Origin of the sequence: Nocardioides sp. OK12, from assembly GCF_024341885.1 — a bacterium.
Taxonomy (GTDB): Bacteria; Actinomycetota; Actinomycetes; order Propionibacteriales; family Nocardioidaceae; genus Nocardioides; species Nocardioides marinisabuli.
Window position 1 is genome coordinate 35,899 of the sequence record NZ_BNET01000004.1, and the last position, 26,973, is coordinate 62,871.

Genomic DNA, 26,973 nt, shown 5'->3' on the forward strand with positions numbered 1-26,973 from the left:
GCCCGATGGCCACGGGGGCTCACGGGGCGCTGACGTTCTGGCGTCGCTCCATCCAGGCGCGCGTGGTGGCCAGCACCGTGCTGCTCTCGGCGGTCGTCGTCGGGGTCGTCGGCTGGCTGCTGCTGCAGCAGACCCGCGACGGCCTGCTCGACCAGCGCGTCGAGGCGGTGGTGGCCGAGGCCGGCAACGAGACCGACGACGCGCGGGCGCGCCTGCAGTCCACGCCCTTCAGCGACGTCGACGCCGCCCAGCAGCAGCGGGCGCTGGTCGAGCCCATCATCGCGCGCGGCGCGAGCCGTGACTTCGCGGTCGTGCTGGCCGGGCCGACCGGGGCCGGGGACCTGAGCGAGGGCGGGGCGACGTACACCCGGGGGCTGGACCGCACCTCGGTGCCCCCGAGCCTCGTCGAGCACTTCGCCGAGGTGGCCGAGCCCGCCTGGACCTACACCCGGATCCGCCGGGAGGGGCCCGACGGCACCCGGCTCGTCGAGCCGGGCGTCGTCGTGGGCTCGCAGGTCACCCTGCCGGCCGACGGACGCACCTACACCCTCTACCTGCTCTTCCCGCTCTCCGGGGAGGAGCGCACCCTCGACCTGGTCAGCCGGGCGCTGCTGACGGCGGGGTCGCTGCTGCTGGTGCTGGTGGCCGGTGTCGCCTTCCTCGTCACGCGCCAGGTGGTCACCCCGGTGCGGATGGCCCGCCGGGTCGCCGAGCGGCTCGCCGCCGGGCGGCTGCGCGAGCGGCTCGAGGTCAAGGGGGAGGACGACCTGGCGCGCCTGGCCACCTCGTTCAACCAGATGGCCTCCAACCTGCAGCGCCAGATCCGCCAGCTCGAGGAGCTCAGCCGGGTGCAGCGCCGCTTCGTCTCCGACGTCTCCCACGAGCTGCGCACCCCGCTGACGACGGTCCGGATGGCCGGTGACGTGCTGCACGACGCGCGCGCCGACTTCGACCCGGTCTCGGCGCGCGCGGCCGAGCTGCTGCAGGTCGAGCTCGACCGCTTCGAGACGCTGCTCTCGGACCTGCTGGAGATCAGCCGGTTCGACGCGGGCGCCGCGGTCCTCGAGGTCGACGACGTCAACCTCACCGACGTCGCCCACCGGGTCGTCGACAGCACCCTGCCCCTCGCCGCCCAGCGCGGCGTGCAGCTGGTCGTGCGCGCCCCCGACGACCACCCCTGCCTGGCCGAGGCCGACGTGCGGCGCGTCGAGCGCATCGTGCGCAACCTGGTCACCAACGCCATCGACCACGCGGGCCCCGCGGAGCCCGGCGGCAGCACCGAGGTGGTCGTGCACGTGGCCGGGGACCAGCACTCGGCCGCGATCGCGGTGCGCGACCACGGGGTGGGCCTGGCGCCGGGGGAGTCGGCGATGGTCTTCAACCGCTTCTGGCGCGCCGACCCGGCCCGCGCCCGCACCTCCGGCGGCACCGGGCTCGGTCTCGCGATCTCCCTGGAGGACACCCACCTGCACGGCGGCTGGCTCCAGGCCTGGGGCCGCCCCGGCGAGGGTGCCCAGTTCCGGCTCACCCTGCCCCGCCGGGCCGGCGAGCCGCTGCGGCGCAGCCCGATCACGCTGATCCCCGACGACGCCGTGGAGGCGGTGTGAGCCGCCGGGGGCTGGTCGCCCTGCTGCTGCCGCTGCTGCTGCTGGCCGGCGGCTGCGTGAGCATGCCCGAGTCCGGGCCGGTCGTGGGCGCCGGCGTGGGCGACGGGGTCGATGCCGACATGGGCGGGGTGCCGGCCATCGACGCCCGGGCCCCGCAGGAGGGCCAGAGCGCCACCGAGGTGGTGCGCGGCTTCCTCGACGCGATGCAGGCCTGGCCCCGGGAGCTGACCACCGCCAAGGAGTACCTCGCCTCCGACGCCGCCGCGGCCTGGAACCCCGACGGGCTCGTCACCTACGTCGAGGCCCAGCCGCAGAGCACGTCGAGCTCGCGGGTCTCGCTGCGCCTGGGCGGCGCCGACCGCTTCGACGCCCGTGGTGCCTACGAGGGGGCCCTGTCGGCGTACGAGTCGATCCTCCAGCTCTCGCTCACCACCGAGGACGGGCAGCTGCGCATCACCAACCCGCCGAGCGACCTGGTGGTGCCGCAGACCTGGTTCGAGGCCCGCTACGACCAGCTCGCGCTCTACTTCCTGGCCCCCGGCGGGGAGGTGCTGGTGCCCGAGCCGGTCTTCGTCGCCGACGACGACAAGCTGGCCAGCACCCTCATCGAGGGGCTCATCGAGGGCCCGCGCGACGACCGGGTCGCGCGCTCCCTGGTCCCGCCCGACCTCGCGCTGGAGCTGTCGGTGCCGGTCACGCCCGACGGCACCGCCGCCATCGAGCTCACGGGCGAGGCCGCCTCGCTGACGCCCACCGAGAACGCCCAGATGCTGGCCCAGCTCGCCTGGACGCTGCGCCAGGACCCCGACATCGAGGCCTTCACGCTCAGCATCGGGGGACAGCGCATCCGCCTCGCCGACGGCGAGGACCGCATCCCCGTCGACGCCGGTGTGCGCCTGGATCCCAGCGGCTACCAGGCCAGCTCGCTGCTCTACGGGCTGCGCGAGGGGCTGCTGGTCTCCGGCACCCCCGGCTCGCTCGACCCGGTCGACGGGCCGTTCGGCCGCACCGACCTGGGCGCGCGCAGCGTCGCGGTCGACCTGCGCGGCGAGCAGGCCGCGGAGGTCTCGGCCGACGGCACGACGCTGTGGACGGCGCCGGTGCGCGGCGCCGACCAGGACGTCACCACGACCCTCCAGGACGCCACCGACCTGGCCACCCCGGCCTGGGACCACCGCGACCGGCTCTGGCTGCTCGACCGCACCGCGGACGGCGCCCAGGTCCGCTGGCTGCGGGGGGATCGCGGCTCGGTGGTCGAGGTCCCCGGGATCACCGGCGAGGAGGTCAAGAGCTTCCTGGTCTCGCGCGACGGCAGCCGCGTGGTCGCCGTGGTGCGCCTGGGCCGCGCCGACGAGGTGCGCGTCGCCCGCCTGCACCAGGACCAGCGGGGCCGGGTGGTCGGGGCCTCGCGGGCCCGGGCGCTCTCCCCGGAGGAGGCGCCGGGCCGCATCGTCGACATCGCCTGGCGCACCACCACCACCATCGCGGTGCTCAACCGGCTCAGCCCCGCCAGCGGCAAGGTCAGCACGATCGGCGTCGACGGCGCCCCGACCGGCCTCGAGGGCATCACCACCACCCTCGGCGGGGCGACGTCGCTGGCCGGGTCGCCGGTGCCGGAGCAGGTGGTCTACGCGATCACCGGCAGCGGGCTGATCGACCTGTCGGTGGCGGTGCGGGGGCCGCAGGTGCTCGACGCGGGCGTCACCTACGTCGGCTACGTCGGCTGAGGCGGCTGCTCCTCCTCCACAGGCGCCGCGGCGGCCCTTGAGCCGGGGGCCGGCGCCTGGTGGCATCGAGGCGTGCTGCTGCGCGACGCCGCCCTCGACCTGCTGCTGGGCAGCGCCTGCGTGGGCTGCGGCGCGCCGGGCCGGCTGCTGTGCGCCGCGTGCGGCGCCGGGCTGCCGACCTCCGCGGTCCCGGCGCAGCCCGACCCCTGCCCGCCGGGACTGGTCGACGTGTCCGCGGCGGGCGGCTACGAGGGCGTGCTCCGCGCCCTCGTCCTGGGCCACAAGGAGCGCGGTCTGCACCCCCTGCGGGTGCCGCTGGCCTGGTTGCTGGGGGTGGCGCTCGGCCCCCTGCTGGCGCCCCTCCCGCGCGGCGCGCGTGGCGGGCTGGTGCTGGTGCCGGTGCCCTCGCGGGCGGCCACGGTGCGCACGCGCGGCCACGACCCCACCTGGACCATGACGCGCCTGGCGGCGACCGCGGCGACCCGCGCCGGCCACCCGGTGGGCGCGGCGCGGCTGCTGCGGCTGCGCCCCGGCGTGCTCGACCAGGCGGGGCTCGACACCGCCGGCCGGGCGGCCAACCTGGCGGGCTCGATGACCTGTCCGTCGCCGCCGCTGCGGCGCCTGGCCGCGGCCGGGCCGCTGGCCGGCGCGGTCGTCTGCGACGACGTCGTCACCACGGGCTCCACCCTGCGCGAGGCGCAGCGCGCCCTGGAGGCCGTCGGGCTGCCGGTCCTCGGCGCCGTCGTCGTCGCGGCCACCCGGCGGCGCAGGCCACCGGCCGCCGGTGAGGGGTGAGGAGCCGGGTGAAAGGTGGGGGTCTCCCTTTCGTCGCGACCCCGCCTCGCCTATCGTCTCGTCATGGAGTCCGTCCGGGTCCGTGGTTGCGTCGTCGGGACGCGCCGGCCAGCCCGGACGTCCCCGCGGCAAGCCGATGCCAGTCGCAGGCGAAGCGGTCCACGTAAGTCGGTGCACGGGGCCCAGGTCCCGTGGGCGCGACGATCACGGTGCGGCTTAGACGTAAGTCCTGCCCCGGTCCGGTCACCAGATGTGGCCCACCCCGGGAGAAGGCGGGTAGTGGCAGAGAAGCTGCGAGAGCCTCAGCAGGCGATTGTGGGGTCGAAGACCAGGTCGGCCGGGCGGGCTCCATCCCATTCCCACCACCGGGCGCACCGCGCCCGGTCGTCGGCCTGTCCCGCCTCGGCGCGCACCGCGCGCACGGGAGGCGTGCCAGGAGCCTGAGAGATCACCCATCGCGCACCTGGTGCGCACGAGGAGGTTCACATGGAAGTTGTGGTCACCGGACGGCACTGCGAGATCAAGGAGGGCTTCCGCGCCCACTGCTCGGAGAAGCTGGCGAAGCTCGAGAAGCACGACCACCGGATCATGCGGGTCCACGTGGAGGTCGACTGCGAACCCAACCCCCGGCAGCACGACCGGGCCGTGCACGTGGAGCTGACCGCCTTCTCCAAGGGACCGGTCATCCGGGCCGAGGCGGCGGCCGACGACAAGATGGCCGCCCTCGACCTGGCCCTCGACAAGATGGCGCGCCAGATGCAGCGCGCCGCCGACCGCCGCCGCGTGCACCGCGGCCGCAAGACGCCGGTCTCGGTGGGCGAGGCGCTCTCGGGCACCCCGATGGTCGAGGACCTCGTCAGCGGCGACTCCGGCGAGACCGAGACCGAGCGCGAGGTCGGACCCGTGGCCATGGACGGCGACGGCCCGATGATCGTGCGCGAGAAGACCCACCCGGCGAGCCCGATGACGCTCGACCAGGCGCTCTACGAGATGGAGCTCGTGGGTCACGACTTCTACCTGTTCGTCGACAAGGAGAGCGAGCGGCCCTCGGTCGTCTACCGGCGCCGCGGCTACGACTACGGAGTGCTGTCGCTGGACCTGGGCCAGCAGTGAGCAACCGGCACTGAGCAGGCCGACCGAGCAGACGGACCTGGCCCGATCGGGTGGTGCGACCATCCGATCGGGCCATGTCCGTGCCATGATGCGCTCCGTGGCAGATGAGACGACGGGCCCCTCGGGCACGGGCACCGAACCCATCCGCGTGATGGTCGTGGACGACCAGGAGCTCTTCCGTCGCGGTCTGACGATGCTCCTGGGCGTCGAGGACGGCATCGAGGTCGTCGGCGAGGCCGGCGACGGCATCGAGGGCACGACGCTGGCCGCCGGGGTGGCACCCGACGTGGTGCTGCTCGACATCCGGATGCCCAAGCGCACCGGCATCGAGGCCTGCCGCTCGATCAAGGAGGCCGTGCCCTCGGCCAAGATCATCATGCTCACCGTCTCCGACGAGGAGGCCGACCTCTACGAGGCGGTCAAGAGCGGCGCGGCCGGCTACCTCCTCAAGGACTCCTCGATCGAGGAGGTGGCCCAGGCGGTGCGCGTCGTGGCCGACGGCCAGTCGCTGATCAGCCCGTCGATGGCGGTCAAGCTGATCGACGAGTTCAAGCAGATGAGCAAGCCCGAGCGCGAGCACGTGCCGGGGCTGCGGCTGACCGAGCGCGAGCTCGAGGTCCTGCGCCTGGTGGCCAAGGGCATGAACAACCGCGAGATCGCCAAGCAGCTGTTCATCTCCGAGAACACCGTGAAGAACCACGTGCGCAACATCCTCGAGAAGCTGCAGCTGCACTCGCGGATGGAGGCGGTCATGTACGCCGTGCGCGAGAAGCTGCTCGACCTGCCGTAGGCCGCCGTGCCCCCGTCCACCCAGACGCTGAGCAGGTCCCAGGCCCGCCGCACCGCTCTTGCGGCCCAGGGCTTCTGCGACCCCCCGCACGCCAGCCCCACGATGCGCACCCTCGAGCGTGCGCTCTCGCGCACCGGGGTGCTGCAGGTGGACTCGGTCAACGTGCTCCAGCGCGCGCACTACGTGCCGCTCTACTCCCGGATGGGCCCCTACGACACCGACCTGCTGCACCGTGCCGCGGAGCGCGCGCCGCGCCGGATGGTGGAGTACTGGGCGCACGTGCAGGCCTTCATGCCCGTCGACCTGTGGCCGGTGATGCAGCACCGGATGGCTGACCACCGGGCCCGGCGCGGCAAGTGGCGGGTGCTGGAGGCCGACCCGGCCCTCGAGGCCCGGGTGCTCGCCGCCGTCGAGGACCTGGGGGCCGCGACGGCCCGCGAGGTGGCGACGTACCTGGGGGAGGGGGCGTCGTCCTCGAAGGAGCACTGGGGCTGGAACTGGTCCTCGACCCGGCGGGTCCTCGACTACCTGTTCACCGTCGGCGACGTCGCCATCGCCTCGCGCAACCCCCAGTTCGAGATCCGCTACGACCTCCCCGAGCGGGTGCTGCCGGCCGAGGTGCTGGCGGCGCCGGTGCCCGACGTGGCCGAGGCCGCCGTCGAGCTGGTCCGGCGCGCGGCCCGCTCGCACGGGGTGGCCACCGAGCGCTGCCTGGCCGACTACTACCGGATGCGGGCCCAGCCGGCCCCCGGCCTGGCCAGCGCCCGCGAGGCCGTCGCGACCCTGGTGGAGGCCGGTGAGCTCGAGCCGGTCGGGGTCGAGGGGTGGTCGCGGCCGGCGTACCTGCACCGCGACGCGCGGCTGCCGCGCCGGGTGCGGGCCCGCACGCTGCTGAGTCCCTTCGACCCGGTGGTGTGGGAGCGCGAGCGCACCGAGCGGATCTTCGGGTTCCGCTACCGCATCGAGATCTACACCCCCGCGGCCCAGCGGGTGCACGGCTACTACGTGCTGCCGTTCCTGCTCGGCGAGCGCCTGGTGGCGCGGGTCGACCTCAAGGCCGACCGGCGCGTCCCCGGCGGCGAGCTGGTCGTGCGCGGCGCGTTCGCCGAGCCGGGGGCGCCGGACGAGACCGGCCCCGAGCTGCTCGCCGAGCTGCGGCGGATGGCCGGCTGGCTGGGGCTGGCCGGGCTCCGGTTCGAGCAGCGCGGCGACCTGGTGCCGGAGTTAGGGGCTCTCCACGGCGCTGGGTAGAGTGAAGGCGCCGAGGCGTGAGCCGTCGTCGGTCGTCCACAGCAAGGAGCAGCTACGCCGTGCCCGTGATTCTCGACAAACTCCTCCGCATCGGCGAGGGCAAGATCCTGCGGCAGCTCGAGGGCATCTCGAAGGCCGTCAACGCCATCGAGGACGACTTCGTCGCGATGAGCGACGAGGAGCTGCAGGCGATGACCGGCGAGCTGCGCCAGCGTCACGAGGCCGGCGAGAGCCTCGACGACCTGATGCCCGAGGCGTTCGCGACGGTGCGCGAGGCCGCCAAGCGCGTGCTGGGCATGCGCCCCTTCGACGTGCAGGTCCAGGGCGGCGCGGCGCTGCACCTGGGCAACATCGCCGAGATGAAGACCGGTGAGGGCAAGACGCTGGTCGCGGTGCTGCCCTCCTACCTCAACGCCCTGTCGGGCAAGGGCGTGCACGTCGTCACGGTCAACGACTACCTGGCCAAGTACCAGGCCGAGCAGATGGGCCGCGTGCACCACTTCCTCGGCCTGACCGTCGGGGTCATCACCCCCGACCTGCGCCCCGACGCGCGGCGCGAGCAGTACGCCTGCGACATCACCTACGCCACCAACAACGAGCTGGGCTTCGACTACCTGCGCGACAACATGGCCTCCTCGATCGAGGACTGCGTGCAGCGCGGCCACAACTTCGCCGTGGTCGACGAGGTCGACTCGATCCTCATCGACGAGGCCCGGACCCCGCTGATCATCAGCGGCCCGACCCAGGACGAGGTCAAGTGGTACGGCGAGTTCGCCAAGATCGCGCGCCGCCTGGAGAAGGACGTCGACTACGAGGTCGACGAGAAGAAGCGCACCATCTCCGTCCTCGAGCCCGGCATCACCAAGGTCGAGGACCACCTGGGCATCGAGAACCTCTACGAGTCGGCGAACACCCCGCTCATCTCGTTCCTGAACAACTCCATCAAGGCCAAGGAGCTGTTCCGCAACGACAAGGAGTACGTCGTCATGGACGGCGAGGTGCTCATCGTCGACGAGCACACCGGCCGGATGCTGGCCGGGCGCCGCTACAACGACGGCCTGCACCAGGCGATCGAGGCCAAGGAGGGGGTGCAGGTCCGCGAGGAGTACCAGACGCTGGCCAACGTCACCCTGCAGAACTACTTCCGCCTCTACGAGACGCTCTCGGGCATGACGGGCACGGCGATGACCGAGGCCTCGGAGTTCGACAAGATCTACAAGCTCGGCGTCGTGCCGATCCCGACCAACCGCCCGATGGCGCGCATCGACCAGCCCGACCTGGTCTACCGCACCGAGGAGGCCAAGTACGAGGCCGTCGCCGCCGACATCGCCGAGCGGCACGCCAAGGGCCAGCCGGTGCTGGTGGGCACGGTCTCGGTCGAGAAGTCGGAGTACCTCGGGGCCCTGCTGAAGAAGAAGGGCATCCCGCACAACGTCCTGAACGCCAAGATGCACGCCGACGAGGCGAAGATCGTCGCGATGGCCGGGCACAAGGGCGCGGTCACCGTGGCCACCAACATGGCCGGTCGAGGCACCGACATCATGCTCGGCGGCGCGGTGGAGTTCCTCGCCGACGCCGAGCTGCGCGCCAAGGGCCTCGAGCCCGCCGGCGAGACCGCCGAGGAGTACGAGGCGGCGTGGCCCGCGACCGTGGAGCGGGTCAAGGCCCAGGTCCAGGCCGACCACGACGAGGTCAAGGAGCTCGGCGGCCTCTACGTCGTGGGCACCGAGCGCCACGAGTCGCGCCGCATCGACAACCAGCTGCGCGGACGGTCCGGCCGCCAGGGCGACCCGGGCGAGTCGCGCTTCTACCTGTCCCTGCAGGACGAGCTGATGCGCCTGTTCAAGTCCGACTGGGTCGACCGGGTGCTCCAGGTCCTCAAGATCCCCGACGACGTCCCGATCGAGAACAAGCGCGTCACCAACGCCATCGCCAACGCGCAGGGCCAGGTGGAGTCGCAGAACTTCGAGTCGCGCAAGAACGTCCTGAAGTACGACGACGTGATGGACCGCCAGCGCAAGGTGATCTACGCCGAGCGCCGCGAGGTGCTCGAGGGCGCCGACATCGAGGAGCAGATCCGCACCTTCATCGACGACGTCGTGCGCGGCTACGTCACCGGCGCCACGCAGGGGCTGCCGGAGGAGTGGGACCTCGAGCAGGCCTGGACGGACCTGCAGCAGATCTACCCCGTCGGGGTCGACCTCGACGCGCTGGTCGCCGAGGCCGGCGACAAGGCCAACCTCGACCGCGAGAAGGTCATCGAGCGCCTGCGCGCCGACGCGCAGTCGGCGTACGACGCGCGCGTGGAGGAGATGGGCCAGGAGGTCGCCCGCGAGCTCGAGCGCCGCGTGATCCTCTCGGTGCTCGACCGCAAGTGGCGCGAGCACCTCTACGAGATGGACTACCTGCGCGAGGGCATCTACCTGCGTGCCTACTCCCAGCGCGACCCGCTCGTGGAGTACCAGCGCGAGGGCTTCGACATGTTCGCGGCGATGATGGACGGCATCAAGGAGGAGACCGTCGGGTTCCTCTTCAACCTCGAGGTCACCGTCGACGAGCAGCAGGAAAAGGACGAGCAGCAGGTCCTGACCGTGGCGCCGGGCCTGCGGGCCCCGGTGATGGGCCAGGCGGGTGGACAGCAGGGCGAGGCCCCGCACATCCACGCCAAGGGCCTGGACGCCCCGAGCTCGCCGCAGAACCTGACCTACTCCGCGCCCGCGGAGGACGGTGAGGCCGAGGTCCGCGCCGACGTCGCGACGGCGGAGGACCCCTACGCCGGGGTCAGCCGCAACGCCACGTGCCCCTGCGGCTCGGGCAAGAAGTTCAAGCAGTGCCACGGCGCTGCGGGTGGGCCGACCGGCACCACCGCCCGCGCCCAGGGCTAGTCGACCAGCCGGGCGACCGGCGGCTCACGCGAACTGGAGGGCGGTGCACAGCCACCGCTCTCCGGTCCGCGAGCGCGCCGCGCCGCCGCTCGCCCGCCGCTCGAACCGGGCTGCGATCGCGCGTGAGCGGTGGCCGTAGCGCACGTGCACGCTCGTCTCGAGGACGTCGCGGCACGGGAAGCAGGTGTGCACGCTGAGCACCTGGGGCCGCACCGGCTGGACCCGGGCCTCCCCGGGGAAGTGGGCGCCGGCGCGCGCCACCAGCAGCGCCCGACGGGTCAGGTCCTCGTGCACGCCGCGGCTGGTCCAGCGGACCAGCTGGGAGGCCGGCCGGTCCCCGCCGACCACCTCGACGACCGCCTGGGCGAACGTGCCGGCCCACTGCTCGCCCTCTCGCCGGGCGCGCTGGTCGATCGGCAGCACCTGGCCGGTGGTGCCCGGCCCGGGCACGTAGGGCCGCGGTGGGGCGGTGCGCGGCTGCAGGTCGAGGGCCAGGGTGCCCTGGACCGCCGCCAGCGGCACGGTCTCGGGGGCTCGGGGACGGGTGATCGGGACGGTGGTGGTCATCGGGTGCTCCTTCGCGCTCGGGTGTCAGGTCGGTGGCAGGCGGAGGGCCTGGCCGGGGTGCAGCAGGTCGGGGTCGTCCCCGAGCAGGTCGCGGTTGGCCGCGTGCACGCGCGGCCAGTACGCCGCGACCGCGGCGTCGGTGGGGGCGTGGCCGTCGCGGACGAGCCGCTCGGCGCACAGGCCCCAGAGGGTGTCGCCGGGCTCGACCCGCACCGGCCCGGAGGGGCCGGTCGCGGGGCCGACGGCGCGCTCGGGCAGCGGCAGGCCCACGAGCGGGTCGGTCAGGCTCGCATTGGCGGCGGTGCCCTGCTGGAGGTGGTCGGGGGTGGCCGTGGCGGTGGGCGCCGTGGACACCACGGTGGCGCCGGCCAGGGCCAGCCCGCAGGCCCGCAGGACCAGGCGGCGCAGCCCCTGGGGGACGCCCCGGCGCGCCGCAGCGTCGACGCGGCCCGCCCGGGCCTCGCGCACCACCACCGTGGTGCTCAGCCACCCCCACGCGGTGCACAGCGCCAGCGCCGCGGTGCAGGCGCGCACCAGCAGGTCGTCGAACCCGGCCGCGCCCGCGGAGGGTGCGACCGCGGCCGGCACGAGCACCGCGAGCGCGAGCGCTGCGGCGGCGGTGGCTCCGGCCCACACGAGCAGGCAGCGCTGCCGCGAGGCGCGCACGAGGTCGATCATCCCGAGATCCTTGCCGATCATTGCGTTTGCGTCTGTTTGCGTCATTCAACGCTCGCTTGGTGGCGTCGTCAACCGTTCCTCCACAGGCCGGTGGCGTGAGAGGGTCTGGCGCATGACCTGGGAGGAGCGGCTCTTCGACGTGCTCGACGACCTCGAGCAGCAGGCCGAGGCGCTCTACGGCGCCGAGCGGAGCCTCGAGCTCGCCGACCGTGCGCGGGCGGCGTACGCGGAGGTGAGCCTGGCCAGCCGGCTGATGGCGGCGACCGGGTCCCAGGTGCGCCTGGAGGTGCGCGGGGTCGGGGCGCTCGCCGGGTCGCTGGAGCGCGTGGGCCAGGGCTGGCTGCTGCTGCGGGGGCCCGCGCAGGACTGGGTGGTGCGCACCGACGCGCTCAGCGCCGCGCACGACCTCCCGGAGCGCTCGGTGCCCGAGGTGGCGTGGCCGGCCACCGCCCGGCTCGGGGTCGGCTCCGCGCTGCGCCGCCTCGCCGACAGCGGTGAGCGGTGCGTGCTGCACCTGGTCGACGGCTCACGCCACGACGGGGTGCCGGCGCGCGTGGGCGACGACTTCGTCGAGGTGCGCGCAGCCGGCGAGCGGGTCGTGCTGGTCGCGCTCGAGGCGCTGGCCGCGGTGCAGAGCCGCGACGAGGGCTAGCCTCGGCTCAGGTCGCCTCGAGGTCGTACGGCGGCAGCTCGCCGTCGTCGAGGGGGCGGGCGCCGGGGCGGCGCTGCTCGCGCTCCTCCTCGTCGTCGGCGTCCTCCATCGCCTCGATGATGTGCTTGCGCACGATCGTGCGCGGGTCGAGGTCGCGCAGCTCGAGGTCGGCGTACTCGGGCCCGAGCTCCTCGCGCAGCTCGTCACGGGCGTTGTTGGCGAACTTCTTGGCCATCTTCAGCCACTGCCCGGCCTGGCGGGCCAGGTCGGGGACCTTGTCGGGGCCGAAGACCACGATGGCGACCAACGCGATGACCGCCAGCTCCGCCAGCCCGATACCGAACACGGTCGTCAGCCTAGGGGGCCGGGCTCAGAACTTGCTGGTCGGCGTCAACCCGAGCTGCATGCCGGCCAGCCCGCGCCCACGCCCGGCGAGCCGCTCGGCGACCGACGAGAGCACCTGCGCGGCCGGCGCGGTGGGGTCGGCGTCGACGATCGGCTTGCCGACGTCGCCGCCCTCGCGCAGCGAGGTGTCGAGCGGGATCTCGCCCAGCACCGGCACGTCGTAGCCGAAGCGGCCCGACAGCGTCGAGGCGACGCGCGCCCCGCCACCGCTGCCGAAGATCTCGAGGCGGTGCTCGGTGCCCTCGGCGGCGCAGTGCGGGCAGGGCAGGAAGCTCATGTTCTCGACGACGCCCACGACGCGCTGGTGCATCATCGAGGCCATCGTGCCGGCGCGCTCGGCGACCTCGGCCGCCGCCTCCTGCGGCGTCGTCACGACCACGACCTCGGCGCCGGGCAGGTGCTGGCCCAGCGAGATGGCCACGTCGCCGGTGCCCGGGGGCAGGTCGAGCAGGAGCACGTCGAGGTCGCCCCAGTAGACGTCGGCGAGCATCTGCACCAGGGCGCGGTCGAGCATCGGGCCGCGCCACGCGACCACCTGGTCGCGTCGCGGCTTGAGCATGCCGATCGAGATGACCGAGACGCCCGACGAGGTCGGCACCGGCATGATCAGGTCCTCGACCTGGGTGGGGCGGGCGTCGGCCACGCCGAGCATGGCCGGCACGGAGTGGCCGTAGATGTCGGCGTCGACGATGCCGACCTTGAGCCCGCTCTTGGCCATCGCGAGCGCCAGGTTGACGGTGACCGACGACTTGCCGACCCCGCCCTTGCCGCTGGCGATCGCGAAGACCTTCGTCAGCGAGCCCGGCTGCGCGAAGGGGATCTCGCGCTGGGCCTTCCCGCCGCTGAGGGTCTCCTTGAGCCCGGCGCGCTGCTCGTCGCTCATCACGCCCAGGGTCAGGGCCACGTCGGTGACGCCGGGGACCTTGCCGACGGCGGCCGTCACGTCGCGGGTGATGGTGTCCTTGAGGGGGCAGCCGGCCACGGTGAGCAGGACGGTGAGGGTCACCACGCCGGTCTCGGAGATCTCGACGGTGTCGACCATGCCGAGGTCGGTGATCGGCCGCTTGATCTCCGGGTCGTTGACCGTCGCCAGCGCTGCCTGGACCTGCTCGAGGGAGGGACTGCTCATGATCCCCGAGTCTAGGTGGTGCCTGGCCGGGGCCGGGCGTCGGCGGGGGTGCGCTGGGTCTCAGGCAGGGTCTCAGGCGGGGACTCGGGCGGGGTCTCAGCGGCCGCGCGGCGGCTCGGGACGGTCGTCGGGGTCCACGCGCCCGTCGCGCTCGTCGAGCTCGGCCAGCAGCGAGCGCAGCTCGCTGCGCACGAAGTCGCGGGTGGCGACCTCGCCGACCGACATCCGCAGCGAGGCGACCTCGCGGGCCAGGAACTCCATGTCGGCGTGGGCGCGGCTGTTGGCCTGGCGGTCCTGCTCGGCGATCACCTTGTCGCGCTGCTCCTGGCGGTTCTGGGCCAGCAGGATCAGCGGCGCGGCGTACGAGGCCTGCAGGCTCAGCATCAGCGTGAGGAAGATGAAGGGGTAGTCGTCGAAGGCGATGCCGCCGGGGGCCAGGACGTTGAAGGCGAGCCAGAAGGCCACGAACATCGTCATGTAGAACAGGAAGCTCGCGGTGCCCATGAAGCGGGCGAACTGCTCGGCGAAGACCCCGAAGGTCTCGGAGTCGTAGGAGGGGCGCCGCACCAGCTGGCGGCGGGCCTCGCGCGGGGTGTCGAGCCGGGTACGACGCTGCTCAGCCACGCGGCACCCCCGGGGTCGGCTTGCGGGGGCGGCGGTCGCGCCAGCCCTCGGGCAGCATGTGGTCGAGCAGGTCGTCGACGGTGACGGCCCCGAGCAGGTGGCCGTCCTCGTCGACCACGGGGGCCGCGACCAGGTTGTAGGTCGCCAGGTGGGCCGCGACCTCGTCCATGCTCGCCTCGGCGCGCAGGGTCTCCATGCTGTCGTCGAGCGCGCCGGCGACCAGCGTCGAGGGCGGCTCGCGCAGCAGCCGCTGGATGTGCCCTACGCCCAGGAACTTGCCGGTGGGGGTCTCCAGGGGCTGGCGGCAGATGTAGACCTGCGAGGCCAGCGAGGGCGTCAGGTCGGGGTTGCGCACGTGGGCCAGGGCGTCGGCGATGGTGGCGTCGGGGCCCAGGATCACCGGCTCGGGCGTCATCATCGCGCCCGCGGTGTCCTCGACGTAGGACATCAGCCGGCGCACGTCCTCGGCCTCGTCGGGCTCCATCAGGGCCAGCAGCGTCGCGGCGGTCTCGGGCGGCAGCTCGGCGATCAGGTCGGCGGCGTCGTCGGCCGACATCTCCTCCAGGACGTCGGCGGCGCGCTCGTCGGCGAGGTGGCTGAGGATCTCGACCTGGTCCTCGTCGGGCAGCTCCTCGAGCACGTCGGCGAGCCGCTCGTCGTCAAGGGCGCCGACCACGGCGGTGCGCCGCTCGGGCGGGAGGTCGTGGATCATCGTCGCCGCGTCGGCCGGGCGCATCTCGTTGAGGGCGTGCACCAGGTGGGTGGCGCCCTGGGTCTCCTCGCGGCGGGTCAGCCCCTCGACGTCGCGCCACTCGGCGACGTGGGTCTGCCCGCGCCGCCGCAGGCCCTTGGCGGGCTCCTGGACCGCGACCCGGCTCAGCACCCAGTCGCGGTTGCGCGCCTGCTCCATGGCCACGTCGTAGACGACGCCGGTGACCGCGTCGCGGTCGCCGTTGCCGCGGATCGTGACGGTGCGGTCGAGCATCTGGCCGATCACCAGGGTCTCGGTCGAGCGCTGCTCGAAGCGGCGCATGTTGAGCAGGCCCGTGGTGTAGACCTGCCCGCTGTCGATGTTGGTCACCCGGGTCATCGGCACGAAGATCCGGCGCCGGCCGAAGACCTCGGCCACGAGCCCGAGCACGCGGGGCTGGCTGACCTCGGAGCGCACGGCGACCACGAGGTCGCGCACCTTGCCGACCTGGTCGCCGCGCGGGTCGAAGATGGGCAGCCCGACCAGTCGTGCGGCGTAGACGCGGGACGGGCTGGAGCTCACGGCCCCAAACTAGCGTCCGCACCCCGTCCGCGCTGCGATGGCACGATGGGCGGGTGCGCGTCGTCCTCCACGTGGGTCTGCCCAAGACGGGCACCACCTACCTCCAGGCCCTGCTCGCGGGCCAGCGCGAGTCGCTGCGCTCGGGCGGGGTGGTCTACCCCTTCGTGCGACCCGGGGCGATGTTCGAGGGAGCCGTCGAGGTGCGCGGCAGCGCGGCGAAGTTCGGTCTCGACCCCGCGCGCGTGCAGGGCACCTGGCAGGCGGTCTGCGACCGGGCGCGCACCTTCCTCGAGCAGGAGGGCGGCTCGACCGCGCTGCTGAGCCACGAGGTGCTGGCCGGCGCCACTCCCGACCAGGTGCGCCGGGCCCTGGCTCCGCTGGCCGGGCTCGAGGTGCACGTCGTGGTCACCGCGCGCGACCTGGGCAGGCAGGCGGTGGCGCACTGGCAGGAGGAGGTCAAGCTCGGCTCGAGCGTCTCCTTCGCCGAGCTGGAGCACAGCCAGCTGCGCTGCGACAGCGGGCGCGACGCGGGGCCCGACGAGGGCGGCCGGCGACCGCACTTCTGGCACGCCCAGGACTTCGCCGACGCGCTGCGGCGCTGGACCGACCCGCTGCCCGAGGGCCGCGGCCACCTCGTGCTGGCCCCGCCGCCGGGGGCGGCGCGAGAGCTGCTGTGGCAGCGCTTCGCCCAGGCCTGCGGCATCGACCCCGCCCTGGTGGACCCCGGCGCCGAGGTCGCTGCCAACCCCTCGCTGGGCGCCGAGCAGGTGGCGCTGCTCAGGGCGGTCAACCGGGAGGTGGAGCGGCTGGGGGCCCGGGGCCGGGGGCTCGACGCGGCGCAGCGCCACCGCCTGGTCAAGCGCGGGTACGCCGAGGGCGTCCTCGCCGCCCGGCCCGGGCGGCCCGCGCGGGCACCGGCCGGCCTCGCCGACGTGCTGGGCCCACCGGCGCGGCGCTGGCTCGAGGAGGTGGTCGCCCAGGGGCACGGCGTCCACGGGGACCCGGGCGACCTCGACCCCGTGCTCGCGGGGCCCGGCGAGCCCGGTCCCGACGTGGCACCGCCGGCGGGGGAGGACCCCGTGGCCGTCGCCCGCGACCTGGTCGGCACGTCCGGTCCGAGCCGCTCGTGGCGCCCGTGGCGCGGCCGGGGCGGTCCGTCGGGACGGTGAGGGCCCCGTGTGACGTCCGGTACCCTCGTGGGCGCACCACCGCAGCGCGCCGCAGCCACCGAGGGGATCTCGCATGACCAAGCACGCCGGTGCCCCCGCCGGCCCCGGGGGCCCGCTCGTCCAGGGCCTGCTGGCCGGCCTGCTGAGCCTCGTCATCGGTGCCGTGGCCGTGCTCCTGGTGCTCTCCCGCGACGGCGGTGCGACCGTGACGCTCGGCGCCGACGGCGAGCCGCTGCCGGAGGCGAACCAGGCCGGTCCGCGCAGCATCGTGACCGGCGTGGTGCTGCAGCCCGAGGAGTGGCTCGGGGAGCCCGGTGAGACCCGCACCCCCGCGCCGCAGAAGATCCGCGGCGGTGGTCGGCTCGCCCGGGCCGTGGAGCGGGCCGCGGCGAAGGAGACCCAGGCAGCGACGACCTTCCGGGTCAGCTCCTTCAACGTGCTGGGCGCCAACCACACCAAGCCCGGTGGTCGGCACGCGCGCTTCACCGACGGCGTGACCCGGATGCGCTGGGCGCTGCAGATCCTGGCCGGCCAGGGCGTCACGGTCGCCGGTCTGCAGGAGCTGCAGGCGCCGCAGTACAACACCCTGCGCGCGACGGCACCGGTGTGGCAGGTCTACCCGGGCCCCGGCCTGGGCCCGGGCCCGATGGCCAACTCGGTGGTCTGGCGCAGCGACGTGTGGACCCGGGTGCAGGCCGCCACCGTCCCGATCCCCTACTTCGGGGGACGCCGGGTGCCGATGCCCTACGTGCTGCTGCAGCACAACCAGACCGGCCAGCAGGTCTGGTTCGCGAACTTCCACAACCCCGCCGACGCCCACGGCCCGGCCCAGAAGTGGCGCAACGCCGCCGTGGCCATCGAGGCCCAGCTGGCCAACCGGCTCACCGCCGACGGCACGCCGCTGGTGATGACCGGCGACTTCAACGACCGCGCCGAGTTCTTCTGCCCGATCACCCGCTCCACCCCGCTGCGCGCCGCCAACGGCGGCTCGACCGGCAGCGCCTGCGCGCCCCCGGCGCGGATGAACGTCGACTGGATCCTCGGCTCGCCGGACATCGCGTTCTCGCAGTTCGCGGCGTTGGAGACCGAGCTGGTCAACCGCACCACCGACCACCCGGTCATCGTGGCGACGGCCACCATCGGCGGCTCCGAGGAGTAGCCCCCAGCGGAGGCTCTCAGCGGTAGTACGCCGAGGGGCACTCGTCGCCGGCGCAGGTGCTGGTGCTGCGCACCAGCTGCTTGAGCTCGTCGACCTGGTCGCTGTAGCGCGGGTCGCCGGCGAGGTTCTGCAGCTCCCAGCGGTCGACGTCGCGGTAGTAGACCTCCGCCTGGCCCGAGCGGCCCTGCACGTAGGTCCAGGGGCCCACCACGACGCCGCGGTAGAGGCGCTTGCTGCCCTTCTTGACCGGGTAGGCCTCGATGGGCACGACCCGGCGGTCGGCCTCGCTGCCGATCCAGGGCAGCACGTCGACGCCGTCGACCTCGAGCGTGGGCCGGGCGCCGGCGAGGGCGGCGAAGGTGGGTGCCCAGTCGACGTTGGTGACGGGGGCCTCGCTGACGGTGCCCGGCTCGAGCCCCGGGCCGCGCACGTACATGGGCACGCTGGTCATCTCGCGGAAGTACCAGAGCTTGCCCTCGAGGTTGTGGGCTCCGAGCGTGTAGCCGTTGTCGGAGGTCAGCACGACGTAGGTGTCGTCGAGCTGCCCGGTCTCCTCGAGGGTCTCCAGGGTGCTCGCCAGCGCCCGGTCGACCGACTGCAACGACTCGATGCGCTGCTGGTGGGCCTCGGTCAGCTGGGCCCGGCGCTGCTCGGTCACGGTGCGCTGGGTGCCGCGCACCAGCACCTTGTCGGTGACGTCGTCCTCGAACATGTTGGGGGTGTCGGTCAGCGCGAGGTCGGCGAAGGTGTCGACGTCGCGGTCCTCGGGCGTGGTGGTCTTCACCGGGTCGGGGTCGTCGGGGTAGAGCACGGCCGGGTCGTCGGGCGCGTCCGGTCCGCCGTGGTGGGGCGCGACGTAGTTGAGCCACATGTACCAGGGGTCCTCGGCTCGCCCCGGCTCGCGCAGCAGCTCGTCGCTCTGCTCGGAGAGCAGCGTCGTGGAGTAGGTCTCGAACTTCTCCTCGACGCCGTCCATGCTCACCGTGGGGCGCACGAAGTTGTAGGTCGTGGGGTCCACGAGCGCGCGCCATCCGGTCCAGCCCGGGGGCACGACGGTGCCGTCGGTGTAGCCGTTGGGGTACTTGCCCAGGAAGAAGGTGTCGTAGCCGGCCTCCTGCAGCCAGACCGCGAGGGTGTTCTCCTCGTCGAGGGCCTCCAGGCCGTGCCCGGCGTCCGAGGTGGTGTTCCAGCTGCCGTGGTTGTGGGAGTGCTGCCCGGTCATCAGCGAGCTGCGCGCGGGCACGCAGATCGGGTTGGGGGCCAGCGCGCCGCGCAGGGTCACGCCCTCCTGCACGAACAGCTCCTGGAGCCTCGGCATGTGCACCATGTCACCCCAGGCGGCGTCGTCGAGGGTGATCATCAGCAGGTTCGGCTGCTCGGGGGACTCGACCGGCACGGGCTCGGCGAGCCCGGCCCCGCCGACCGGCAGGACCCGGTCGCCGGGGCGGGGGTCGCGCAGGCTCGTGCGCCCGGGCTCGGCGTCGTTGCGCGGCGGCTGGCCGGTCTGCGGCGCCGGGTCCGTCTCGTCGGCGGAGGGGTCCGTCGACGTGCACCCGGCCAGGGCCAGGGCGGCCACGACCGCGGCGGCACCCAGCCGCCGGGTGCCGATGCTGCGGGACATGCGCGAGTGCTCCTGACGGTGGCGGACGGGCGCCGCCGAGTGTAGGTGCTCAGCCCAGCGGGACGCTCAGCACGTTGAGGCGCTGGTCGTTGTTCATCAGGCTCCCGGGGAGGGCCGGCAGGCCCAGCACCGAGAGCGCCAGGTTGGCGACCACGCCGGTGTGGATCGGGGCGGGGGTCTCGTAGCCGTCCTGCGCGTTGCCGGGGTCCGACCACGCCGGGTTGAGGTCGTAGAGGTCGGCCCCCTGCACCACCCCGGGGCCCCACACCATCAGCGGCACCGTGTAGTTGCCGGTGCGCTCGCTGTCGCGCGCGGCGCCGTCGACGCCGCCGTTGGTGCCGGCGACCACGAGCAGGGTGCGCCCCGCGAGCTTCCTCGACGCCTCGATGCTGCCGAGGGTGCGCCCGACCATGCGGCCGATCTTGCCCACGAACTTGTGGTAGCGCTCGGAGTCGAAGCCGGCCTTGCGGCCCACCTTGTCGAGGCTGGACAGCTCGGCGTAGGTGAAGGCGGCGGGCCGCTTCTCGAGCTTGGTGCGCAGGTCCTCGACGAGGCGGTAGTCGTTGCCGCCGCGGAAGTAGCGGTCGACCTTGTCGGTGCCGTCGTCGAAGCCGTAGGGGTCGCGCCCGCCGTTGGCGCCGTCCCACGAGCGGTCGACCATGTCGATGCGGTTGCGGTTGGCGGCCAGGTAGGTCCGCCCGCCCCGGTTGTGCACCAGGTCGAAGATGCTCGACACGTAGCGTCCGGCCGTGGAGCGCACGACCTCGCCCCGGTCGTTGTTGTAGGTGACGCCGTGGCCCAGGGCGGCGGCGTCGACGCGCCGACCGGTGAGCATGGAGAGCACGTTGGGCAGGGGGGCGGTCGACTCGAGGGTCGTGCGGGCGTTGAGGGTGATGGCCCCCTCGCGCGCCAGCCGGGACCAGCCGCCGGCGGTCAGGTCGATCGCCGAGGAGCGCAGGCCCTCGACGCCGAGCACCACGACCCGGTCGATGGGCGAGGCCTGCACGACGGGGGTGGGCACGACGGCGTCGGCGACGATCACCGGGTGGTCGGTGGTCGCCTTGACCAGCGGGTCGGTCAGGGCGGCGTACCCGGTGAAGACGGTGGGTGCGGTGCCCAGCAGCCAGTCGACCTTCATCGCGGGCGGCGTCTGGCACCCGCTCTCGTCGGAGCCGCCGCCGTTGGCGGCCTCGAGCTCGGTGCGCGCGACCACCGGGCAGAAGAACTCGTCGCGGTCGTTCATGTCACCGGTCAGGAAGACCGGCACGCCCGGGTGGTCCGCGCGCAGCTGGTTGACCAGGTTGGCCTCGCGCCGCACCGCCTCGTCGCGCCACTTCTGGGCGGGGCCGCGGGCGTCGGCCGGGTTGTGCACGTTGAGGAACCACGCCTGCTGCCCGGTCTCGAGGTGCTCGAGCAGCACGTAGGGCATCTTGATCTCGTTGCCCTTGAAGTAGGGGATCTTGATCGACTCGGTGCGCAGCGCCTGCCACTGGTCGGTGCGCCAGGCGATCGAGTTGTGCATCGGCGCGGTCCCGAGCTGGGCGCCCGGGTAGAGCCCGAAGCGCTCGCTCTCCCACTCGGTGAACTTGTCGTACTGGGCCTGGTGCATCTCCTGGAAGCCGACGACGTCGATGCTCTCGCGGTCGAGGATCTCGATGGCGCGCTTGAGCCGCGGGCCGCTCTTGTCGAAGCCCTTGCGCGGGTTGGAGCCGTCGGTGTGCCCGGCGCCGAGCAGGTTGAAGGAGGCCACCTGGAAGGTCAGCGGCCCCGCGGGCTGCTCGGCGAGCACCGTGCGCGCGTCGGGCGCGGCCGAGGCGCCCGGGACGAGCGCGGTGAGCGCGGAGAGCGCCACCGTGGTGGTGAGGAGTGCGGTCGTGAGCCGGTGACCGGACCGGGGGGGAGCGATCTGGTTGAGCCTCATGGGTACGACGTCCTGACGTGCTCGCTGGCGGGAAGGCCCCGCCCGGCGTTGCCTGCGGGGCCAGCGGTGCTGGTGATGCTACTGTGACGAACCGTGTTTCGTCTCGTGCTCGGGACGCTCGAGGTGGCGTAGCGTGTGTGCGGCCGCGGCCGGTGGGAGCCGCGAGGAGCAGCACGAGGAGCAGGGAGAGTGATGGGTCGCCGCGTCGTGCTGCACATCGGTGCCATGAAGACGGGCACCAGCTACGTCCAGTCGGTGCTGGGCGGCAACAAGGACGAGATCGCCGGCACCGGGGTCGAGTTCCTCGGTGGCTTCGCCCGCCAGACCAAGGCCGTGCGCGACGTGCTGCGGCTGCCCAAGGACGATCGCCGCAACCGGCGCCGCTGGGAGCGGATCGCGCGGGCCGCCCACGAGATGGACGGGCACACCGGCATCGTCTCGATGGAGTTCCTCAGCTTCGCCGCCCCCCGCCACGTCGAGGCCTTCCTCGCGCCGCTGGAGGGGCTCGACGTGCGCGTGCTGCTCACGGTGCGCGACCAGTTCCGGGTGGTGCCGGCCCAGTGGCAGACCTACACGCGCAACCTCGGCACCGACGACTGGTCGACCTACCTGCGCGCCATCGAGAAGGCGCCCGGGCGGCGCGGCCCCTCACGTGCGCACCGCACCTTCCACCGTGCCCAGGACGTCGCGACCATCGTCGAGCGCTGGTCGGTGCCGGCCGTGCAGGGCATCGACGTGGTCACCGTGCCGCCGTCCTCGGCCCCGCGTGACGAGCTCTGGCGCCGCTTCGCCCGCGCCGCCGGGGTCCGCCCGGACGTCGCCGACCTCGGTGAGGTCAAGGACAACGAGTCACTGGGCTACGCCTCGTGCGACTGGCTGCGCCGAGCGAACCCCCACCTCGACGACCTGGCGCCGCGCAGCTACCGCCGCCTGGTGCGCCCGCTGGCCCGCGGGGTGCTGGCCCCGCTGCGCGACGAGCAGGACCGCCCGCGGCTGGACGCGCGGGCGGCCGCGTGGGCGCGCGCCCGCAACGAGGAGCTGCGCGCCCTGGCGACCTCGGGCCGGGTCTCGCTGGTCGGTGACCTCGACGACCTGCCCGTGCCCGACGACCTCTCCGCCTACCCCGACCAGGCACCGCCGCCGCCGGCCGACCAGGTGCTGCGCTGCGCCCGGGTCGTGCACGAGCACGCCGTGGCGCTGAGCGGTGGCGCGAGCGGAGCGCGCACCGACCCCGGCGACCCCGGCGACCACGAGGACGTCGACGAGCTGGTGCGCGACGCGGTCGCTCACCTGCGCCGCGCCAGCGAGGAGGGCCGGTGAGCGCCGCGCCCGGCCTCGAGGCCCACGTCGACGACGAGGGCGTGCACGTGCGCCTGCCCCGCGGCTCGCAGGACCGTCCCGTCGACCTCGTCTTCGACGAGCAGCGCGTCGGCTCGTTCTGGCTCGAGCGCGACACCGTCGAGCGCGACGGCCAGCGCTTCTGGGCCTGGCCCGCGCCGCTGCGCAGCCACCTGGTCGGTCGCGCCCGGGTGGCGCTCGTCGACCACGCCAGCTCCACCGAGCTGCACGCGGCCGAGGTCGTGCTGGGGGAGCCCGAGGACACCCAGCAGCGCATCGTGGTCGCCGACGCCCAGGGCAACCCGCTGGGCCTCGACAAGAGCATGCGCCTGATGCGGCTCTTCGCCGACCGCTCCGCCGAGCACCTCGACCCGCTGCTCGACTCCATCGAGGACGTCCTCGCGGCCCTGCGCAGCGGCGGCGTCGAGGCCTTCATCGCCTACGGCACCCTGCTGGGCGCGGTGCGCCAGGGCGGCTTCATCGGTCACGACTCCGACGCCGACCTCGGCTACGTCAGCGCCCACGAGCACCCCGCCGACGTGGTCCGCGAGTCCTTCCGGCTCCAGCGCGCGCTCGTCGAGATGGGCTACCCGGTGACCCGCTACTCGGGCCTGGCGTTCAAGATCTTCGTGCAGGAGTCCGACGGCACCCGTCGGGGCCTCGACGTCTTCGGCGGCTTCCTGCGCGACGGCGTGCTCTACCTGATGGGCGAGGTGGGCCACCCCTTCGAGCGCGAGTGGATCTGGCCGCTGGGCACCGCCAGCCTCGAGGGCCGTGAGCTGCCGGTGCCGGCGCAGCCCGAGCACCTCCTGGTCGCGATGTACGGCGAGTCGTGGCGGGTGCCCGACCCGGCCTACCAGTTCGAGACCCCGGCCGGCACCCGGCGCCGGCTCAACGGCTGGTTCCGCGGCACCCGCGTGCAGCGCGAGGAGGTCTGGGACCCCTACTACGCGCGCCAGCGCGGCTCGGGCCAGGACCGGCCCAGCGACTTCGTGCGCTGGGTCCGTCGCCGCGAGCGTCGCGCGGTGAGCGCCGTCGACGTCGGGTGCGGCACCGGCGCCGACGTGGCCTTCCTGGCCCGGCACGGCGTCAACGCCGTCGGGCTCGACTACTGCCGCCGCGCGTTCGCGCGCAAGCAGCGCAAGCTGGCCCGTCGCGAGCTGCCGGCGACCTTCCGCTGGGCGAACCTGACCGAGGTCCGCTCGACCCTGGTCACCGGTGCCCTGCTCTCGCGCGAGCCCGGGCCCAAGGTGGTGCTGGCCCGCCACGTCGCCGACGCGACCAACGCCGACGGGCGCGCCAACCTGCTGCGCCTGGCGCGGATGGTGTTGGGCGGCCAGGGCCGGCTCTACCTCCAGGTGCTCAGCGCCCCGGCCCCCGGTGGCAACCCGGTGGGCGTGCACCCGATCGACGTGGACGCGCTCGTCGCCCAGGTGGAGGCCTCGGGCGGCACCGTCGTGGCCCGGCACGACCTGGCCGGGGAGCGCCCCGGCTCGACCGACCCCGGTGCGACCCCGTACCTCTGCAGATTGGTGGTCCAGTGGCCTCAGTGAAGAACGTCCTCCGTCAGTACCGCGACCAGGCCGGCCTCGCCCGCCGGGTCGCCGAGCTCGAGGCCGAGGTCCAGGAGTGCCGCTCGCTGAACCTGCGGGTCGCCGAGCTCACCGACCTGGTCGCCGAGCTCCTGGTGCCCCTGGCCGGCAGCGACGACCCCCGGGTCGTGGAGATCCTCGAGCGCTACCGCGCCGGCGTCAGCGACCCCGCGGGGCCCTCCTCGCGATGAGCAGGGTGTTCCTGCACGTCGGGCTGCCCAAGACCGGCACCACCTACCTCCAGGACGCCCTGTGGGCCAACAAGGAGCGCCTGCGCCGGCGGGGCCTGCTGCTGCCCGGCGCGCGGCGCCGCCACCTGCTGGCCTCGCTCGACGTGCGCGAGGACCCGGGCCTGGCGCGCCGCCCCGGCGACACCGCGCACCCGTGGCAGGACCTGGTCGAGGAGGCGCGGTCGTGGTCGGGCGACGTGCTGGTGACCCACGAGTTCTTCGCCGCCGCCTCGGTCGAGCAGGTGCGCCGCGTGGTCGCCGACCTGGCGCCCGCCGAGGTGCACGTGCTGGTGACCGCTCGCTCGATGCCCGACCTGTTCATCTCGCGCTGGCAGGAGTGGGTCAAGAACGGGGCCCGCGGCCGGATCGACGCCTACCCGCCCGACGGTCCCCGCGCCGACACGGGGGAGTGGGGCTGGCCCAGCTTCGACCTCGGCATCGTGCTGGAGCGGTGGGGCGCCGTGCTGCCCCACCAGCACGTGCACGTGCTGCCGATGGCCCCGGGCCGCTCGGAGCCCGGCGAGCTGCTGCGCCGCTTCCTGGGGGTGCTCGGGCTCGACGACGAGGGGCTCGAGGTGCCGGAGTCGGCCGCGAACGCCTCGCTGGGCCTGGTCGAGGTCGAGCTGCTGCGGCGGGTCAACGCCCACCTCGGGGACTTCCGCTCCGCCGTCGACCGGGGCACCTGGATCCGCGGCTACCTCGGCGAGGGCGGGGTGCTGCCGTCCTCGCGGGAGAAGTTCCGGCCCTCCGAGGCCACGCTCGCCGACCTGGTGGCGCGTGGGGAGCGGTCGGTGCGGATGCTCGCCGAGGAGGGCTTCGACGTGGTCGGCGACCCCGCGCTGCTCGAGCCCGGCGACCTCGCCGGGCGCCGGCACCCCGACGAGGTCTCCGACGCCGAGCTGCTGGGCTGCGCCACCGAGGCGATGGCCCGGCTCACCGGCGACGTGAGATCGCTCACGCGCGAGCGCGACGCCCTGTCCCGGGCCCCGTCACGACCACCGAGACTGTCATGGCTGCGTGTTAGCGTTCGCGGTCGCGGGCCCCGCACGGGGTAGCGAGAGGGGAAGCACGTGACACGCGACAGGAGACTGGCGACCGCGCTGGCCACCGCGACCGTTGTCGTCCTGAGCGGCCTGGGGTCGTCGTACGCCGCCACGGCCGGTCCCAGCGCCGCCGCGCCCGCGGTGAGCGCCTCGGCCGAGACGTCCACGCGCGCCCTGGCGGCGGCCGAGAAGAAGACCGGCTGGAAGCCGGTCGCCGGCGCCAAGTTCAACGTGCCGCGCTCCGAGCCGGGCACCCAGTTCCGTCTCGAGGCCCAGGTGCTGGGAGCGATCCGGCACGCCAAGAAGGGCTCGATGATCCGGATCTCGCTCTTCTCCTTCGACCGCTACCCGGTGGCCGACGCGCTGATCCAGGCCCACCGTCGCGGTGTCGACGTGCAGGTCCTGATGAACAACCACGAGGTGCCGGGCGCGCAGAAGAAGCTGCGCAGCGTGATCGGCGCGAACCGCGCCAAGCGCAGTTACATCTACCAGTGCACCAACGGGTGCCGCTCCTCCGGCGAGAACAACCACGACAAGTACTTCCTGTTCTCCCACACCGGGATCGCCAAGAACGTCGTGATGACCGGCTCGGTCAACATGAAGATGAACGGCGCGAAGAACCAGTTCAACGACCTGTGGACCCGCAACAACGTCCCGAAGGTCTACCAGGCCTTCGACGCCCTGCACGAGCAGATGGCGCGCGACAAGGTCGCCCGGCCCAGCTACTGGGTGCAGAACATCGGCAAGAACTTCCAGCTGCACGCCACGCCCTTCCACGGCAACGGGCCCGACAACGACCCGATCGACACGATCCTCGACCCGGTGCGGTGCAAGGGCGCGACCGGCGGCACCGGCAACCAGGGGCGCACGCGCATCCGCGTCAACATGCACGCCTGGGACGGCGACCGCGGCACCTACCTGGCCCGGCGGCTGCGCAAGCTCTACGCGCTGGGCTGCGACGTGCGGCTGCAGTACGGCTACGCCGGCGCCCGGGTCCGCAAGGAGCTCGGGGTGCGGACCCCGCGCGGCTACGTGCCCGTGCGCAGCAGCGGCATGGACACCAACGCCGACGGCGAGATCGACCTCTACAGCCACATGAAGCTGCTGGTCATCTCGGGCAACTACGGCAACGACACCTCCAAGCGGGTCGTGGTCACCGGGTCGAGCAACTACCAGGACAGCGGCCTGCGGGGCGACGAGCTGCTGTTCCGCATGTTCGACCAGACCAAGGCCACCAAGCAGTACCTCGCCCACTTCGACTGGATGTGGAAGAACCGCACCCGGGCGGTGCCTTACCAGAAGAGCGTCAGCGGGCGCGGCCTCGACGGTGCGGCCACCTCCGAGCAGCGCATCTACGACGACGGGCTCGGGACCGACAGTCCCGAGTGGAAGGACCAGTGACCC

At 73.5% G+C, this 26,973-nt stretch carries 23 protein-coding genes; 15 read left to right on the forward strand and 8 right to left on the reverse strand.

Features of this window, described 5'->3' with window-relative positions:
• Window positions 1–5 precede the first annotated feature (5 nt).
• The 7 genes from mtrB to secA all read left to right on the forward strand — a co-directional run bounded on the left by mtrB (window position 6) and on the right by secA (window position 10,168).
• The gene (gene mtrB / locus OCU29_RS10710; protein WP_261819912.1) at window positions 6–1,607 is read left to right on the forward strand and encodes an MtrAB system histidine kinase MtrB; all 1,602 of its coding nucleotides are present in this window, start codon (window positions 6–8) and stop codon (window positions 1,605–1,607) included.
• Window positions 1,604–3,334, forward strand: a complete 1,731-nt coding sequence (locus OCU29_RS10715) for an LpqB family beta-propeller domain-containing protein (protein ID WP_179613935.1) — start codon at window positions 1,604–1,606, stop codon at window positions 3,332–3,334. The genes mtrB and OCU29_RS10715 overlap by 4 nt, the downstream gene beginning before the upstream one ends.
• Before the next feature lie 72 nt (window positions 3,335–3,406).
• Window positions 3,407–4,129: a ComF family protein gene (locus OCU29_RS10720; protein ID WP_261819913.1), complete on the forward strand. Its 723-nt coding sequence runs from the start codon at window positions 3,407–3,409 to the stop codon at window positions 4,127–4,129.
• A 486-nt stretch (window positions 4,130–4,615) separates the two neighbouring features.
• Window positions 4,616–5,242 (forward strand): ribosome hibernation-promoting factor, HPF/YfiA family, encoded by a 627-nt coding sequence (gene hpf / locus OCU29_RS10725; protein WP_261819914.1) that lies wholly within the window; start codon window positions 4,616–4,618, stop codon window positions 5,240–5,242.
• 151 nt (window positions 5,243–5,393) lie between these two features.
• Window positions 5,394–6,032: a response regulator transcription factor gene (locus OCU29_RS10730; protein ID WP_179617131.1), complete on the forward strand. Its 639-nt coding sequence runs from the start codon at window positions 5,394–5,396 to the stop codon at window positions 6,030–6,032.
• A 6-nt stretch (window positions 6,033–6,038) separates the two neighbouring features.
• The gene (locus OCU29_RS10735; protein WP_261819915.1) at window positions 6,039–7,283 is read left to right on the forward strand and encodes a winged helix-turn-helix domain-containing protein; all 1,245 of its coding nucleotides are present in this window, start codon (window positions 6,039–6,041) and stop codon (window positions 7,281–7,283) included.
• A 59-nt stretch (window positions 7,284–7,342) separates the two neighbouring features.
• Entirely contained in the window at window positions 7,343–10,168 is a 2,826-nt protein-coding gene (gene secA, locus OCU29_RS10740) for a preprotein translocase subunit SecA (protein WP_261819916.1), read from the forward strand.
• 24 nt (window positions 10,169–10,192) lie between these two features.
• On the opposite strand, the gene OCU29_RS10745 is transcribed toward secA, so the two are convergent.
• Complete coding sequence (locus OCU29_RS10745) at window positions 10,193–10,735, reverse strand: Rv3235 family protein (protein WP_261819917.1); 543 nt, start codon at window positions 10,733–10,735, stop codon at window positions 10,193–10,195.
• 24 nt (window positions 10,736–10,759) lie between these two features.
• Window positions 10,760–11,413, reverse strand: a complete 654-nt coding sequence (locus tag OCU29_RS10750; RefSeq protein ID WP_261819918.1) for a hypothetical protein — start codon at window positions 11,411–11,413, stop codon at window positions 10,760–10,762.
• A gap of 112 nt (window positions 11,414–11,525) precedes the next feature.
• Here OCU29_RS10750 and OCU29_RS10755 point away from each other — a divergent pair, with 112 nt between their 5' ends.
• Entirely contained in the window at window positions 11,526–12,065 is a 540-nt protein-coding gene (locus OCU29_RS10755) for a hypothetical protein (protein WP_261819919.1), read from the forward strand.
• Between the two features lie 7 nt (window positions 12,066–12,072).
• Here the strand turns inward: OCU29_RS10755 and OCU29_RS10760 are convergent, their stop codons facing one another.
• The 4 genes from OCU29_RS10760 to OCU29_RS10775 all read right to left on the reverse strand — a co-directional run bounded on the left by OCU29_RS10760 (window position 12,073) and on the right by OCU29_RS10775 (window position 15,496).
• On the reverse strand, window positions 12,073–12,411 hold the full coding sequence (locus OCU29_RS10760) for a sec-independent translocase (RefSeq protein ID WP_179613929.1): 339 nt from the start codon (window positions 12,409–12,411) through the stop codon (window positions 12,073–12,075).
• A gap of 24 nt (window positions 12,412–12,435) precedes the next feature.
• Window positions 12,436–13,599 (reverse strand): Mrp/NBP35 family ATP-binding protein, encoded by a 1,164-nt coding sequence (locus tag OCU29_RS10765; RefSeq protein ID WP_261819920.1) that lies wholly within the window; start codon window positions 13,597–13,599, stop codon window positions 12,436–12,438.
• 96 nt (window positions 13,600–13,695) lie between these two features.
• Window positions 13,696–14,223 carry a DUF1003 domain-containing protein gene (locus OCU29_RS10770; RefSeq protein WP_179613927.1) on the reverse strand — a complete coding sequence of 176 codons (528 nt, stop codon included), beginning with the start codon at window positions 14,221–14,223 and terminating at the stop codon, window positions 13,696–13,698.
• Window positions 14,216–15,496: a magnesium transporter MgtE N-terminal domain-containing protein gene (locus OCU29_RS10775; RefSeq protein ID WP_261819921.1), complete on the reverse strand. Its 1,281-nt coding sequence runs from the start codon at window positions 15,494–15,496 to the stop codon at window positions 14,216–14,218. The genes OCU29_RS10770 and OCU29_RS10775 overlap by 8 nt, the downstream gene beginning before the upstream one ends.
• 53 nt (window positions 15,497–15,549) lie before the next feature.
• Between OCU29_RS10775 and OCU29_RS10780 the strand changes: the two genes are divergently transcribed.
• Window positions 15,550–16,665, forward strand: coding sequence for a hypothetical protein (locus tag OCU29_RS10780; protein ID WP_261819922.1), 1,116 nt, complete (start codon window positions 15,550–15,552; stop codon window positions 16,663–16,665).
• Between the two features lie 73 nt (window positions 16,666–16,738).
• Window positions 16,739–17,824, forward strand: a complete 1,086-nt coding sequence (locus OCU29_RS10785) for an endonuclease/exonuclease/phosphatase family protein (protein ID WP_261819923.1) — start codon at window positions 16,739–16,741, stop codon at window positions 17,822–17,824.
• A gap of 16 nt (window positions 17,825–17,840) precedes the next feature.
• On the opposite strand, the gene OCU29_RS10790 is transcribed toward OCU29_RS10785, so the two are convergent.
• Together OCU29_RS10790 and OCU29_RS10795 are read right to left on the reverse strand one after the other, a co-directional pair.
• Entirely contained in the window at window positions 17,841–19,445 is a 1,605-nt protein-coding gene (locus tag OCU29_RS10790; RefSeq protein ID WP_261819924.1) for a sulfatase, read from the reverse strand.
• 49 nt (window positions 19,446–19,494) lie between these two features.
• Window positions 19,495–21,366, reverse strand: coding sequence for an alkaline phosphatase family protein (locus tag OCU29_RS10795; protein ID WP_261819925.1), 1,872 nt, complete (start codon window positions 21,364–21,366; stop codon window positions 19,495–19,497).
• 192 nt (window positions 21,367–21,558) lie between these two features.
• Between OCU29_RS10795 and OCU29_RS10800 the strand changes: the two genes are divergently transcribed.
• Genes OCU29_RS10800 through OCU29_RS10820 form a run of 5 tightly spaced genes read left to right on the forward strand, consistent with a single transcriptional unit; the run spans window position 21,559 to window position 26,970 of the window.
• Window positions 21,559–22,686, forward strand: coding sequence for a hypothetical protein (locus OCU29_RS10800; protein WP_261819926.1), 1,128 nt, complete (start codon window positions 21,559–21,561; stop codon window positions 22,684–22,686).
• On the forward strand, window positions 22,683–24,257 hold the full coding sequence (locus OCU29_RS10805) for a methyltransferase domain-containing protein (protein WP_261819927.1): 1,575 nt from the start codon (window positions 22,683–22,685) through the stop codon (window positions 24,255–24,257). The genes OCU29_RS10800 and OCU29_RS10805 overlap by 4 nt, the downstream gene beginning before the upstream one ends.
• On the forward strand, window positions 24,254–24,487 hold the full coding sequence (locus OCU29_RS10810) for a DUF6752 domain-containing protein (protein ID WP_179613919.1): 234 nt from the start codon (window positions 24,254–24,256) through the stop codon (window positions 24,485–24,487). The genes OCU29_RS10805 and OCU29_RS10810 overlap by 4 nt, the downstream gene beginning before the upstream one ends.
• Window positions 24,484–25,581, forward strand: a complete 1,098-nt coding sequence (locus OCU29_RS10815) for a hypothetical protein (protein WP_261819928.1) — start codon at window positions 24,484–24,486, stop codon at window positions 25,579–25,581. The genes OCU29_RS10810 and OCU29_RS10815 overlap by 4 nt, the downstream gene beginning before the upstream one ends.
• A 15-nt stretch (window positions 25,582–25,596) precedes the next feature.
• Complete coding sequence (locus OCU29_RS10820) at window positions 25,597–26,970, forward strand: phospholipase D-like domain-containing protein (RefSeq protein ID WP_261819929.1); 1,374 nt, start codon at window positions 25,597–25,599, stop codon at window positions 26,968–26,970.
• Window positions 26,971–26,973 lie beyond the last annotated feature (3 nt).